Here is a 14417-nt window from a genome sequence, read left to right on the forward strand (position 1 = left end):
ACCGAGGAAAGACATGGACGTGGCTGTGACTGCCCCAACGCATGGCGTGTACTTCGACGAAGCCTTCGAAACGCTGCCGTCAGCCGGCGTGCGTCGTCATCAGGACGCGCTCTGGTCGACGCAATGGACGTATCTGCGTGCGATGTCGGCGTTCTATCGTTCGAAGCTCGCACGCTGGATCGAACGCGACGACATCACGCTCGATTCGCTGCAGGACCTGCCCTTCACGGAGAAGGACGAGTTGCGCGTGAGTCAGGAGGGTGCGTCGCCATTCGGCGATTACGTGGCCTGCGCGGAAAGCGCCATTGCGCGCTTGCATCGCACGTCGGGCACGACCGGGCGCCCTTTGATTCTCGCGAACAGCCTACGCGATGCATTGGACATCGCACGCGTCGGCGCACGCTCGATGTGGGCGGCGGGTCTGCGCCCCGATGATCGCGTGATCCACTGTCTCAACTATTGCATGTGGACCGGCGGCTTCACCGATCACACCATTCTCGAAGCCACTGGCGCGACGGTGGCGCCGTTCGGCGTCGGCAACACGCGGATGTTGATCGACTCCATTCTGAGTCTCGGCATCAACGCGATTTCTTGTACGCCTTCGTATCCCGCGCTTATCGAGCAAGTGTTGCGCGAAACAGGCGGACCTACACCGCGCGAACTCGGCCTGAAGCTCGGACTGTTCGGCGGCGAAGCAGGTCTCGACAACCCCGAGTTACGCGCGACGATGGAAGACAAGTGGGGCTTCAAGGTGCGCAATGCGAACTTCGGCTTATCGGAAGTTCTGAGCATTCTTGGCGGACAGACGGACTGGACCAACGACCTCTTGTTTCATGCGGCGGATGTCGTGTTCGCGGAGATCATCGATCCGGAGACACTCGCGCGTTTGCCCATGGAAGAGGGCGTCACGGGCGAGCTCGTGTGCACGCATTTGCGCAAGCAATGTCAGCCACTCGTGCGTTATCGCACCCGCGACGTGGTGACGGTGACTGCCGTCGATGCCGGCGAGGATGGACGCACGGCATGGCGTTTTCGCGTGACGGGTCGCACCGACGACATGTTCAACGTGCGCGGCATCAACGTCTTTCCGGGTGCCGTCCGGCTCGCTGTGGAAGCGCTGCCGCAATGGGCCTCGGGACAGTTTCGCATCGTGCTCAAGGGCGATGGCCCTTACGACCGCATTGCGATGACTGTGGAAGCGGCGAGCGGTCTCGATATCGCTCGCTGGGGCGATGCCGCGCATCACATCGAGGCGGCCGTACGCAATCGCATAGGCGCGAGCGCAACGGTCACGATGGTGCCATTCGAACATTTTCCGCGTACCGAAGGCAAGACGCGCTGGATCGACAAGGAGCTCGCATGAGCGACGTAACGCTACACATGGAAGGACCGGTTGCCATCGTCACGTTGAATCGACCAGAGCGCATGAACGCAATCGGCGGTGCGTTGCTCGACGATCTGCACGACGCGCTGCAAGGCGCGCGCGGCGATACATCATGCCGCGTCATCGTGCTCACCGGTGCGGGACGCGCGTTTTGCGCGGGCGACGACCTCAAGGAGTTCGACGCTCAAAGCAAAAGCGATGAGAGTATCCGCAGTCATATCGGGCGCATTCAGCGCATCACGCGCGATCTGATGTTCGGTGCCAAGCCCGTGGTCGGCGCGGTGCATGGTTATGCTGTCGGCGGCGGCTTCGAGTGGATGCTCAATTGCGACATCGTGGTCGCATCGGACGATCTCGTGTGCTTCTTTCCCGAGATGGAGTGGGGACAATTCGTGACGGGCGGCGTCACGCATCTGCTGCCTCAGGCGATAGGGCATCAACGCGCGATGGAGCTTTGGTTGCTCGGCGAAAGGCAGAGCGCGCAGACGCTGCTATCGATGGGTTTGGTCAATCGCGTGGTTCCGCGCGATGCCGTACTGGAAACCGCGCTCGAACTTGCAGCACGTATCGCACAACGCTCATCGACGTCCGTATCGAAGCTAAAGAAACTGGTGACGAGCGACCTGTCGGGCTTGCTGGCTCGCAGTCTCGAACTCGAGAGTGCCGTCACCATCGAGGCATTCGCGCTGCCGGATGCCGCCGAGCGCGTGAAGGCCTTCGCGAACAGGAAGACGTCGCAATGAGTCCCAAAGCCCTTACGTTCGATTACTTCGGCACGCTCGTCGATGTGGATCAAGGCGGCACGCTCGGCATGGCGGAAGTCCTGCGGCGCATCTCGGTCGAGGCAGACGAACCTGTCTCCCAGATCTATCTCGATTGGGACATCCGCAACGTGCGTCTTTATCGAGGCCAGGCCTACGCGCGCTATCGCGATGTTGCGCAACAAGCACTCGCCGATTGCCTCGATACGCACTGGCCCGGCGCGCGTAAAGGCCATGCGATGGAAACGCTGAACGACGTGTTCCTCTCGCATCTGGTCGAAGCATCGCCGGCACACGCCGATGCTGAGCCGTTCCTCGATTGGGCTGCGGCGCGCTATCCGCTCATGCCGATCACCAACATGGACAGCGATCTATGGCGGCGCACGCGGCTCACACGCTATTTCGAGCATGTGACGACAGCGGAGATGGCGCAGGCCTACAAGCCATCGCAGGCGATCTTTGCGCTCGCGCTCGACCGCCTGGCGGTGGACGCGCGCGACGTGCTGCATTGTTCGCTCGCGAGCTGGGCCGATATCGACGGAGCAAAGCCTCTTGGTATGGCGGTGGCCTGGATCAATCGCACGCGAGAGACGCTCGGAACGTGGCAGCCACGTCCCGATTTCGAATTCGACACGCTGTCGCCGGTACGGGACGTTCTTGAAGGTCTGTCATTGACTGCGACTGGGGAAACGATATGAAACGATTCAACTTGGCGATGGCGTTCATGGCATGCGCATTGACAACGGTCGGCGCAACGCGCGCGGCATACGCGCAGGAAGTGATAAAGATCGGTGTGGCAGGGCCGCTCACTGGCAGCGCCGCGCAAAGCGGCAAGGACGATGAGCGCGGTGTACGGCTTGCCATCGACGAACTCAATGCGAAGGCTTTCACAATTGCAGGCAAGCCCGTGCGCTTCGAACTCATCTCGATGGACGACCAGGGCGATCCGAAAGTAGGCGTGAGCGTAGCGCAAAAGCTCGTGGACGATGGCGTATCCGCCGTCATTGGCCATTACAACTCGGGCGTGAGCATTCCCGCCGCGCGCATCTACAACGATGCGCACGTGGTGATGATGACCGGCGCGTCATCGAACCCCCAACTCACGCACCTCGGCTATCCCTATGTCTTCCGGCTCGCGACCAACGACAACGTCATGGGTGGCCGCATGGCGCTTTATTCGGCGAAAGTGTTGAATGCACAACGCGCCGCGGTAATCGATGACCGCACCGCTTATGGCGTGGGCGTCGCCGATGTATTCGTCGACAGCGCAAAGAAGGCGGGCTTGCAGGTCGTCGCGCGTGAATACAGCACGGACAAGGCAACCGACTTCAAGGCCATTCTCACGCAGATCAAGTCGCGTAATCCGCAGGTCGTGTTTTATGGCGGCTACTATGCACAGGCCGCGACGCTTGCGCGGCAAATGGGCGAACTCGGCATCAACGCAACGCTCGTAGGCGGCGACGGTATTTGCTCGCCTGAATTCGACAAGCTATCGGCCGGAGCCGCCGACAAGCGCATGTTCTGCGCGCAAGGCGGCGCGCCGCTCGATTCGTTACCGGACGGCAAGACCTTTCGCACGAAATTCAAGAGTGCGTTCAGCGCCGATGTCGATACCTATGCGCCCGCGTTCTATGCCGCGACGCTCGTCGTCGCGGACGCGATGCAGAAGACGGGATCGTCGAAGCCCGAGGTATACGTCAAAGCGCTGCGCGAGCAGGCGTTCACGAGCATTCTCGGCCCCGTGCGCTTCGATGCAAACGGCGATTGGGTCGATGCGCCGGTCACGGTGTATCAGTTGAACAGCGGCGCGCTCACTGCGATTGCGCAGAAGGATTGACGCGTCCGCTCTGAAAAATCGCAGTGCGGCGGCGGGATTTTGAACTGCTATATTCGATGACGTTGCCCGACCGCTTGCAGGAAGACATGGCCACCGTCGCGCTCGATCCCGATACCGTCACGCTCGAAGGGGCACTCGCCAGCACGAGATGGAAGAGCGCGCGCGTGCTTGCCGCAAACGAAGCACGGGTATGCCTGTTCACGCTGGATCGCGCGGGGCACGTGCTGGAAAGCATCGACGAATTCACGAAAGCGGACGCGGCGACACGCGATACGTTCTTTGCGCATTGTCCGTCCGCGCAGCTTGCCGCGTTGGCGGAAGCGGCCACGTCGATGTCGGATGGACGCTGCGTGATGCTGACGCTCGCGGGACGCGCCGCATCGTTTGCGCAGGCGTTCGCGCTGCGGGTCGAGACGCATGGGCGACGTGTTTTCCTCGTCGCATTGCGTGTGCTTGACGCAAGCGGCAACGGCAAGGGCTCGCCTGCAAGCCTCATCACGCTGCTGGGTGCAACGCTCGACGTGCTCCTCCAAAGCGCCTTCGATCTCGCCGTGTACGACACGCTCGTCGAAGAGCAACGCGCGATCATCGACCATATCGGCGATGGCTTGATGGTGATCGGGCAGCGCCATGTGCTACGCCACGTCAACTCGGTGGCGGGGCGTATTCTCGGCATCGATCCGAAAGCGAGTATCGGCAAGACGCTCAACGAGGTGATCGACTTCGAGCCGATCATCGGCCCGATCTTTCGCACCGGCGTGGGCTATGTGGATCGCGAGTTGATCATCGACTCTCCAGCGCGCCATCTTCATCTACTGGATACGGCCATTCCCATCAAAAACCGCTGCGGGGAAGTGGTGTCTGTCGTCAACACGTTCCGTGAGATGCGTCGTGTGCGGAAGATGGCGGGACGCTATGCGGGCAACCATGCGCGCTTTACCTTCGACAGTGTGATCGGTTCGAGTGTCGCTTTGAAGCGCGCGCTCGATGCGGCGAAGAAGGCGGCGCGCGGCGCGTCCAACGTCCTACTTTCGGGCGAAAGCGGCGTCGGCAAGGAGGTTTTCGCGCAGGCCATTCACAATGCGAGTGTGCGCAGCACGCTGCCGTTCATCGCAATCAATTGCGCGGCGCTTCCTCATGCGCTCATCGAGAGCGAACTCTTCGGACATGCGCCCGGCAGCTTTACGGGCGCGGCGCGCGATGGTCGTCCAGGCAAGTTCGAATCCGCCGATGGCGGCACGGTATTTCTCGACGAGATTTCGGAGTTGCCTATCGACGTGCAGGCGAAACTGCTTCGCGTGTTGCAGGAACGCGAGGTCACGCGTATTGGCGATACACGCGGCATTCCGGTGGACGTTCGCATCGTCTGCGCGAGCAACCGTGATCTTGCGGCCATGGTGCGGGAAAAAACCTTCCGCGAAGACCTGTTTTATCGATGCAACGTAATCGAGATCACGATTGCGCCGTTGCGCGAGCGGCGCGAAGACATCGCGGCAATGACGGCATTCTTCCTCGAACGATACTGCACGCGGATGCACAAGCCGACGCCATCGCTCTCGAAGCACGCGCTGCAACAGCTCGAAGTTCACGGTTGGCCCGGTAACGTGCGCGAGCTGGAAAATCTCGTCGAGAAGATGGTGAATTTGAACGAAGGCGATTGCATTGCGGATGTATCGCCGTTTTTGCGCAGTACGACAAGCACGCAGCCAGGCAGCGATACGCGCAACGCTTCACGTCAAGAGCCAGTGTCGCTTCAGGAGGCCGAGCGCATTGCGATCGAGAATGCGCTCGAAGCATGTCGCTTCAATGTTACGACCTGCGCGAAGTTGCTGCGCGTATCGAAGCCCGCGCTTTACGCGAAGATGAAGCGGCACGGCATTCGTATCGAGCGGTCGCTTCGACAGCCGTTCTAAAATCTCGTTTCCAAAAGCCACCCTATGTTCCTGAGGTTCGCCTCGATTTGCTCGAGAGCGAATAACAGCGTAGCCAGCGCCTGCAGTTGTTGCGACGACTCATCACGACGTTCGGCGGCCTCTACGAAGCGCGCTTTGACGGATGCGGATGCATCGCCGAGCGGCTTTAGGAAATGCTCGCTGGGTGGAAGCGCGGCGCCGTCGCGCAGGTACGCGGCGAGTTGCTCCAAGTAGCCGCTCGCGCATTCGCCTACAGCGTTGACGCTTTCGCGCAGCAGCTTGCGCTCATCTTCGGGAAGCACCCTGCATTGCGATTCCCCGACACGATCGAGCAGTACCAGCCCATGCCACAAGGTTTCGAACGCTGTCAGCGCCGCACTGAGCGTCGGTCCTGCACGAAAGCGCGCCTTGACGCGAGCATCGCTACTGACCGCGCGAGCGTCCACGAGATGGCGTAAAAAGCGCTCATGCAAGGCGTCGACGGATGCGCGGTTCTCTACGGCGCTCAAGATCGGCAAGGCATGCAGCAATGCGCGGCAATCGTCGCTGAGATCCCCCATGATGCCGAACGCACGCGAGCGCGCCAGTTGTGGCCAGACGCTCACCGATACCACGATGCCGATGGCAGATCCCAACACGATGGCCTCCGCACGCGACATGGCGCCCGCGAAGCCTGCCGAAGGCTCGAGCGCGATTGCGGCAGCGACCACGATGCTGTAATTGGTCGTCGGGAAGATCGACGACATCAGGCATGTTGCGAGCGTGGCGACGCCTAACCGCAGTATCGCGTCGCCGGCATCCGGGAAGACATGCAGGGTCGCCAGGCCGACAACCGTACCGGCCACCGCGCCAATCATCTGACCGATGCCATGTTTGAGACTGCGGTCGAAATTCGCCTGAAGGGTGAACAGACTAGAGAAGACGGCCCAAGTCAAGCTCGTCGAGCCCATTAGCTTCATGCACGCATAAGCGAGCGCGCTTGCAAACAGGGACTGGAGACAGATGCGCAATGCATCGAACCGATCAATGCGTCGGTAACGATTCGATAGGGCGGTCACTTGGGGGCGTGAGGGCTTCGATTGAACGAAATGCGGGTTTGCCAGACGGAGGAGCGCTTTATTTCTCATGCAGCGCTTGAGCTAAGAAAAAGATAGAAGCGGAAAAAACCGCGTTTATGAAGGCAGATTTTGGCGTACGCACGTTCGTATAAACAGTCGAATCTCGGGTAAATTTTTTGACGCGATGATTCCACGATATGAGAGTTCACGCCTCAGGCCACCGTCCGACATGGCCTTACGCCCAATAAATTCACAAAAGGTAAGATCTACTTAGCAACAATGACATCAAAATTAAAAAGGTACAATTTGCCCTTAAGCGGCGACTGACTAGCGTCATTTGTTCCGCTCAGACTAATTCGAACAGCCCTTTTCTTGCTTTTCTTCCAGAAAGTACCGAACGAGGGTTCACGAGGCGTGTCATTTTAGGTAATATCCTCTTATCGTATGACCTCTAAGGCAAGCGTTTGCGTTCCACAAGGTGCGTATCTGCCATGTCTTCTGCAAATCGCGGAACCACTGTGTCTCTCGGAGTCGTCAGAAGTTCCTTAGTTTTTTGATGCAGCAAGGGTTAGTCACCGCGCAACGGCCGTTATTTCCGGCATCGCGCATCGGTGATCACCATCCTTAGAGCTTCCAAGGTCGACACGCTGCCAAATAGCGTAAGTACCTTGGTTCATCCGTTAGCAGTCCTCTTTAAAGGGGGCACGAAGACATCCATCTCTAACCTCAGGGAGTTTTCCGCCCGACTTGGCGGAAGTACGAAACGATGATTAATCGACGGAAATTTCTAGCTAGCATGACCGCGCTGCCCGGAACCTATATGCTGTCCGCTTGTGGTGGCGGAGGCGTGGGCGAACTGCCGGAGTCGTCGGCAAAGGCTTCGGATGACTCCGCCTTGCCGGATTCGACTGCCAAGGCAGCAGCGAACGCGTCAGCGGATGGCACGACCATCCCTAACGGAACGTCGATCATCGATAAGACGGGAGCCGTGTGGACGCTCTCAGGCGGTATGGTCTACAAGAACAAGTCCTCTGTATCGATTGCAAACGTAGTCATGCTCCTTTGGTCGGGCGGCAAGATCTACCAGAAAAACAAAAGCAATCAGTTCTATGTTTGGTCGAACAAGTGGCTCGCATGTAACGACCCGCGCGTCGACGTCGCCGCACCGGCAGGCAGCTTCTTCGGCATGAATGGTCACTGGGACTATCGCTACACGCCCGCCGAGACCATCTCTATTCTGAAGGCCTTGGGCTGTACCATGTATCGCCTCGGCAGTAACGGCACCACGCAGCAGAACAACGCCGTAGCCAAAATGGCTTCGGCCATGAATGGGACCGGTATCAAAATCCTTGCGCTCGTTCAGCAAGGCTTGACCGACGCTTCGGGCAATCTGTTCGGTAGCGAGGCAGCGGCTTACGCTACGGCCTATAACACGGGCATGACTGTGGCTGCCGCGCTCAAGCCGCACGGTGTGACCATGTACGAGTGTGGCAACGAACTCACTCGTCGCTCGCAGACCGTGCTGCATTCGAACCGTGCGGGTACCGACGTCGTGGATTTCAACAACGCGAACTGGCCCGTCATGCGCGGCGTCATGCGGGGCCTGATGGCTGGTGTGAAGGCCATTCAGCCGGACGCGAAGTGCGGCATCAACTTCTGCGTGGCGGACATCGGTGCATCGGATGCACTTTGGGACGGCATGCAGCCCGACGGTACGAGCGGGCATCCCAAGGTTCGCTGGGACATTACGACATGGCACAACTACGAGGTGTACGGCGACTTGTTTGACATCGGTTCGGACGGCGCGGGACCTCACTTCGATTTACCGCAGTACTGCAAGGCACGCTACGGTGTTCCTTTCATGATCACCGAGTGGAACGCGAATCCCGAGCAGACCGATGCTTACCGCGCCACGTTTGTCCAATCGCGCCTGCAGTCGTTCTACAACGCACGCAAGACGCACAACATCCAGTCGACCATGTACTACGTGCTCGATAGCGGCGATCACACCTTTGGCATCATGACCAACGGCGTGCCTATCAACCCGGTGTACTCGAGCTACACCAACTTCGCCCGAGCGCGCTCTGGTGCTTGATTGCCCGCGCTAGTGACCGGAAACATAGTGGTCGAGTTCACTGTGGTTCCGGCCGGACGGCGAGCGCGCTTCTGACCGGCGCTCTCGCCGTGCGCGAGCGAAGAAAGCGCATAGAAAGTCCGCGAGACGACACCACGAGAGACAGCACAAGCGCCAGCGGTAACACGTTGGATGGCGACGTCAAGCGGTGTTCCGTGGCCGCCATGACCATCAGGCAGACCGAAGAAAGCTCCACGAAGCGAAGTGCAACGAAGTCGCGCGAGCCTCTCAAGAGCAACGATTCCTGTGCCTTCCGCTGACACCAACCCGTCAGTCTCCAGTAGAACGACAACATCAACACCAGTCCAACGATCCCGAGTTCCGCGAGGAAGTTGAGGTACGAGTTGTGCGCATGCGAGTCGCTATGATGCGTGGTGATCCGCAGCGGTTGGGCGAATAGGTGAAAGTAATTGATGTATGAGGCTATTCGATCATCGAACGATCCAAAGCCCATTCCGACGATAGGACTCTGCTCGAAGTACGCCAGCGCACGAGGCCATAACCATTCATAGCGGATGTTGAGATTCGCCACTTTCTCGTCGGGATCGCTGATCGCGAACGTGTAGCCCATGTAATTGATGTGCGGTAACGTGTGCCACTGCGCCACCGCTAGCGACGCCAGGATCATCCCTGCGATCATGGTCGCCAGCACCCAGCGTTTGCGACCCAGCACAATGTAAGGCACGATCATCACGATGCCGAGCAACGAGCCGCGGCTGTAAGTCGACCAAAGCATCAAGAAGTTCGCGCCCATGAGCGCAAGCATTGGCTTGCTGGGTTTATGCATGTAGTTTGCAATGCCCAGGCAAAGCAGCATGGCAAGGAAGCCGCCCGCCGCATTTCGTGCGATGAACAAGCTCCCGTAGCTATCGCTCGGATGCTTGAGAATCGAGAGCAGTCCGGCGTGTGCCAGATAGTAAGCGTAAAGCGGAGCGTTGACGCAGACCGCGAAGATATAGAAGCGGCGTAGAAGCTTGTTCAGATCGAGGTCGTGCGTGTATAAGAAGCCTGCGAGTATCGGCGCGTAAGAGATGTAAAAGTTGCCATCGCGACGATAGAATTCGAAATCGACGAGAGAAGCGGGATCATAAAATATGGTCGATATCGTCGCGAACGCGGCAAAGGCCACGAGCGGCGTGACGAACGAAGGGTAAGAGCGTCCGAAGAAACGCCACCCGTAAAGAAGGATCGGCAGAAATCCTATCGCGCTTAACGGCACGAAGTTCGTCACTGTCAGCAACAACGCAATCAGCGTTATGTAGACCATGCTGAGTCCCCTTGATTTAATGCTTGAGCTCAGGCGTTACGCCGCAGAACAAGATAGCTGAGATGCTTTTTTTCGCCGGTGCCGAGTGCGGCAGGCGTAGAAAAGCTCACGTTGATCTGTCTGCCCTGACGCTTTTCGACCTGAGCCGTCGACACGGCGCCGGTAACTGCATCTACCAGCGATGCTTCCAATCCGCCGCTTGCAAGCTTGCCACCATCACTCAACTGTACGGTCGATTGTCCTGGGGAAGAGCCCACCAGGACGATCAGATCGTTGTCCGAGTACAGCGCCTGAGGACTCTTGTCGTCGCTTGCCGTGACTTGGCCTGTATAGGGCGAAAGCGTGCCGCGAAGCGTCGAGCAGAGAACGATCAGTGTGCGGCCGGGGACGTTATAGGTACGTGGCGTGCCGCGCTTGGTGAGTCGGAATGGATCGTAGCCGTCCCAGTGATAAATCATCGAGACATATTTGTTCGGATCGTCCCATCCGCGCTTAAGCGCCCATACCGCGAAGGAAAAAAAATACTGAGGCAGGTAATGTGGATCGATCATGTAGCGGTCGCCGATCTCCGTCTGCCAGATGCCTCGAACCGTCCCAGGCTGCACGTAACGCGAGTAAAGGCTGTCCAGATCCTTGACGCTCATGTAGTGAGTGTCGAGATAATCGACATTGTCGATCATGCGAGTCTGGTAAGTGCCGCTGCGATATTCGAGCCACTTCACGTACGAATCCACGCCGCCTTGATCGGGCCAGCCGCCATAAACAACATAGCCTTTGTACTTCCTAATGATGGCCGCCGCCGGAAGATGGATCTTGTCTACATAGTCCTGCATGGCGCTGTCATAGCTGGAAGAGAGCTTACGGTCCTTGTTATATCCCGATCCGTGCCAGAAAGTCGCCTGCGGCGATCCCCCCGACAAGCGCCCGGCCGCTTCATTCCAGATCTGGAAATACTTCACGTTGTACGGCGGCGCGCTGTACTTGCTAACCGCCGCTTCGACATATTTCTGCCAATAGCTCACGTCTTTGGGCGCGGATTTCGAATCGCCGTCAACGCTCGCGTTCCACTTCGGCGTATAGCCAAGATAGAGCAGCGTATGCACGCCGTTTTGATTGTTCCTTGAAATGCAGCTCGACAAGTCCACGTCGAAACCCGGACTCGTCTTCGAGACGTTCATTGCGTCGCTTGAAGAATTCGGCTGACCAGGTCCCACCGAGTCGCGGCCCCAAGTCAATCCCATTTCGCGCCACATACAGATGTCGGTAGGCGTCTGAGGAAAACCATTCGAGCCGATGAGGTCTGTAATGCGTCGCGGTCCGGTGCTAAGGGCTGGACAATTGCCTTGCGCTTGTGAATTCAACGCGTGAACGCTTAGCGCCGGCGCTGCGCTAAGGCAGGCCAGTCGCAAAAGCGTGCGTCGCTTTTCAAATAGCTTGGAAAATGCGCTTTCTGGGATCGAAGGATCGTTAGTCAAGGTATTCAGGCAAAGAGACTGTAATGCCGCGGGCAAGCCGCGCAAGGCGGCGACGAATACTAGTCGCTAAGGCGGCTAGCATTCGCTGCAAGAAGAAACGCGATGTGCTTCGCTGCTTAGCCCGGTTGTGCCGCCGCTGCGGTGTCCGCCATGATGTAGCTATAGCTCTTGTCGCTACGGCGTATCGGAATAGCGTTGAAGACCGCGCCGAGCACGCGCGCGTCGGATCTTTCAAGCTTCTTGACCGTCTCCGAAATTTCCTTCTCACTTTGCAAGCCCGAACGCAGCACGAGTAAAGTGGCGTCGGCCTTGGTTGCAACGATAGAAGCGTCGCCCACCGCGAGCATCGGCGGCGTGTCGATGACGATCACGTCAAAGAGCGGTCTCAAGTCCCTCAATACATCATCGAACGATGTCTTCATCAAGAGCATGGCCGGATTTGCGCCGCGCGATCCGCATGACATGAATGAAAGGCCATCCACGCCTACAGAACGTACGACCGAGTGTAGATCACGATCGCCGCGCAGTACTTCATGTAGGCCGCCAGCGTTGCCTTGACCGAATAGCGATGCAAGACGTCCACGACGCATGTCGCCATCGATGAGAAGCACGCGATGACCGATCTCCGCAAGCACTGCCGCGAGATTAGCCGCGATAAAGCTCTTGCCAGCGCCTGGTGTCGGTCCGGTCAGACAGATGACTTTGTTTGGGATATGACTGAGGTCATTGAGTAGGGGCGAGCACACCTCTCTGATCGCTTCGACCGCCGGGTCTTGCGGGTATTGCGCGGCAAGCAACGCCAGATGATCGTCACGGAACGGATCAGCGCTTCTACGTTTGGACCGGTAGGGCGCCGCAATGCCAGTTGAACGCTTGCCCGGAATTCTCGATGAGCCGGAAGGCAAGGCGAGCCGTTGGGCAGCGCTCTTCGAATACATCATCTGATGCTGGCTGAAATAGACAGCACCGATGAGCGGTACGCTAAGCTCTTCGATGTATGACGGGTCAGTCACGCCAGTCATGACGTGCTTGCGGATGAAGACCGAGAACACGCCAAAGATGAGCCCGACAAACACACCGCCACCAATCACGAGAAGCCGATTAGGTTTGACCTGATGCAAAGGCGTGATGGCGTAGTCGACAATATGCGCGCCACCTGTCGAGCTCGCACGCCGCACGGAGAGCTGCTCCGACTTCTGCACCATTCCAAGGTAAATCGTTTCGGCAACTTTGGCGTCACGTTCAAGATCGAGGCTCTGGCGCTCGGAGGACGGCATCTCGGAGAAGCGCGTGTCCAGCGTCGACATTGCGCGCTTGAGATCGTTGAGCTGATCGTCGATATTCACTATCCAGCGGCTGCTCGGCTGGAAACGATTCAGGAGCTGAGTCCTCTCCATCTGCAAAGCTGCATATTGCTTTTGCAGTTCGATGCCACCTTGAAGATACGCTTGCGACTCTGCGGTCGGTTGCAATGCCTTGGCTTTGGAACGGTATTCGTTGAGCGCCAGTTCCGAGCGCTTGAGATCCGCCTTCAATCTCGGCAATTCCTGATTGATGAACTCCAACGTGGCGCTGTCCGAGCGTTGCTTCGCGGCCACCGCGGTGGCAATGTACTGATCGACAAGTGAGTTCGTCACTTGAGCCGCTTTCCAAGGGTTGCTGTCGAGGAATGTAAATTCGATGACGCCCGTGTCTTTAGCCATGTCCTGCACTTGCAGCAGGTCGGTGAAACGCGCTACGGCATCGCGCGAGTTATAGCGGATCAAAGTGAAGTCGGTACCCGGGCGAGCGACGATCTTCTTGATATCGAGCGATACACCGTTGGCGCTGGCCGGCTTGCCAGCGACGCCCGCAATGAGCAATTCGCCGGAGGGACCCGAAAGCTGATAATGCCCATCAGCACCTGCCGTCAAAGTGAATTTCTCTTCTTCCAGTTCATGCGGCACGTCGAACGAAGCAACCTGCAGTTGCTCGCCACCCCACGCGAATGAGCTGAGCCCAAGCCAAGGAGACGCGGGCCTTCCCGGCGTAGCCAATTTATTTGCGAGCGACCCGATAATAGGGATCTGCTTCGGAATCACGGCGACATCGAATCGATATTTTTCGATGACCGGCTGAAGCACGGATCGGCTCGTCATGACCGCCATTTCGGCGCCAGGAGACGGGTTCATCAATACTTGCGCATCCTGATTCTGCAGGGCGATGCCAAGCGCATTGGGCTCCGTTGGATCGACTCTGACCACCGCATCGCCCTGATATTGAGGCGTGGCGAGAAATGCATACGCGACCGCGATCAATGTGACGCCAAGCGCCACAAGGAGAATTTCCTTGTAATGATCTCTCATGAGAGCCAACATGGCGCGCACAGATAACTGGCCGCGCTCGTGGCTAAAATCAGGCATATGTGTGGCGACGGAGTCTTTCACGTGTATTTCCCGGAGCGTGGAACAGGATAGAAAGCTTACGAATGCCCGGTTAAAACCGGGCCGCACTATCACAAACGCGCTACGCGTGAGCGGCGATCAATCGCAAGACGAGGCTAAGCACGGTGGAACCGCGCAAACGAAGACACGTTTGACCTTGGTTGG

The 14417-nt window shown here is 58.4% G+C and carries 10 protein-coding genes; 6 read left to right on the forward strand and 4 right to left on the reverse strand.

Going from position 1 to position 14417, the window contains the following annotated elements; translation table 11 throughout:
* Positions 1-13 precede the first annotated feature (13 nt).
* The 5 genes from LDZ28_RS29930 (at position 14) to LDZ28_RS29950 (ending at position 5895) form a co-directional block, all read left to right on the forward strand.
* The gene (locus tag LDZ28_RS29930) at positions 14-1363 is read left to right on the forward strand and encodes a phenylacetate--CoA ligase family protein (RefSeq protein ID WP_244831374.1); all 1350 of its coding nucleotides are present in this window, start codon (positions 14-16) and stop codon (positions 1361-1363) included.
* Positions 1360-2127: an enoyl-CoA hydratase/isomerase family protein gene (locus LDZ28_RS29935; RefSeq protein ID WP_244831375.1), complete on the forward strand. Its 768-nt coding sequence runs from the start codon at positions 1360-1362 to the stop codon at positions 2125-2127. The genes LDZ28_RS29930 and LDZ28_RS29935 overlap by 4 nt, the downstream gene beginning before the upstream one ends.
* Positions 2124-2843, forward strand: coding sequence for an HAD family hydrolase (locus tag LDZ28_RS29940; RefSeq protein ID WP_244831376.1), 720 nt, complete (start codon positions 2124-2126; stop codon positions 2841-2843). The genes LDZ28_RS29935 and LDZ28_RS29940 overlap by 4 nt, the downstream gene beginning before the upstream one ends.
* On the forward strand, positions 2840-3982 hold the full coding sequence (locus tag LDZ28_RS29945) for a branched-chain amino acid ABC transporter substrate-binding protein (RefSeq protein ID WP_244831377.1): 1143 nt from the start codon (positions 2840-2842) through the stop codon (positions 3980-3982). Before LDZ28_RS29940 ends, LDZ28_RS29945 begins: the two co-directional genes overlap by 4 nt.
* 86 nt (positions 3983-4068) lie before the next feature.
* Complete coding sequence (locus tag LDZ28_RS29950) at positions 4069-5895, forward strand: sigma-54-dependent Fis family transcriptional regulator (RefSeq protein ID WP_244831945.1); 1827 nt, start codon at positions 4069-4071, stop codon at positions 5893-5895.
* On the opposite strand, the gene LDZ28_RS29955 is transcribed toward LDZ28_RS29950, so the two are convergent.
* The gene (locus tag LDZ28_RS29955) at positions 5892-7022 is read right to left on the reverse strand and encodes an FUSC family protein (protein WP_244831378.1); all 1131 of its coding nucleotides are present in this window, start codon (positions 7020-7022) and stop codon (positions 5892-5894) included. The genes LDZ28_RS29950 and LDZ28_RS29955 overlap by 4 nt on opposite strands.
* A 697-nt stretch (positions 7023-7719) precedes the next feature.
* On the opposite strand from LDZ28_RS29955, the gene LDZ28_RS29960 reads away from it, so the two are divergent.
* Entirely contained in the window at positions 7720-9048 is a 1329-nt protein-coding gene (locus tag LDZ28_RS29960) for a hypothetical protein (protein WP_244831379.1), read from the forward strand.
* Between the two features lie 37 nt (positions 9049-9085).
* Here the strand turns inward: LDZ28_RS29960 and LDZ28_RS29965 are convergent, their stop codons facing one another.
* The 3 genes from LDZ28_RS29965 to LDZ28_RS29975 form a co-directional block, all read right to left on the reverse strand.
* Entirely contained in the window at positions 9086-10354 is a 1269-nt protein-coding gene (locus LDZ28_RS29965; RefSeq protein WP_244831380.1) for an O-antigen ligase, read from the reverse strand.
* Positions 10355-10383: 29 nt separating this feature from the next.
* The gene (locus LDZ28_RS29970) at positions 10384-11829 is read right to left on the reverse strand and encodes a hypothetical protein (RefSeq protein WP_244831381.1); all 1446 of its coding nucleotides are present in this window, start codon (positions 11827-11829) and stop codon (positions 10384-10386) included.
* 116 nt (positions 11830-11945) lie between these two features.
* Positions 11946-14255, reverse strand: coding sequence for a polysaccharide biosynthesis tyrosine autokinase (locus LDZ28_RS29975; RefSeq protein WP_244831382.1), 2310 nt, complete (start codon positions 14253-14255; stop codon positions 11946-11948).
* Between the last annotated feature and the right edge of the window lie 162 nt (positions 14256-14417).

Origin of the sequence: Caballeronia sp. TF1N1, from assembly GCF_022878925.1 — a bacterium.
Lineage (GTDB): Bacteria > Pseudomonadota > Gammaproteobacteria > Burkholderiales > Burkholderiaceae > Caballeronia.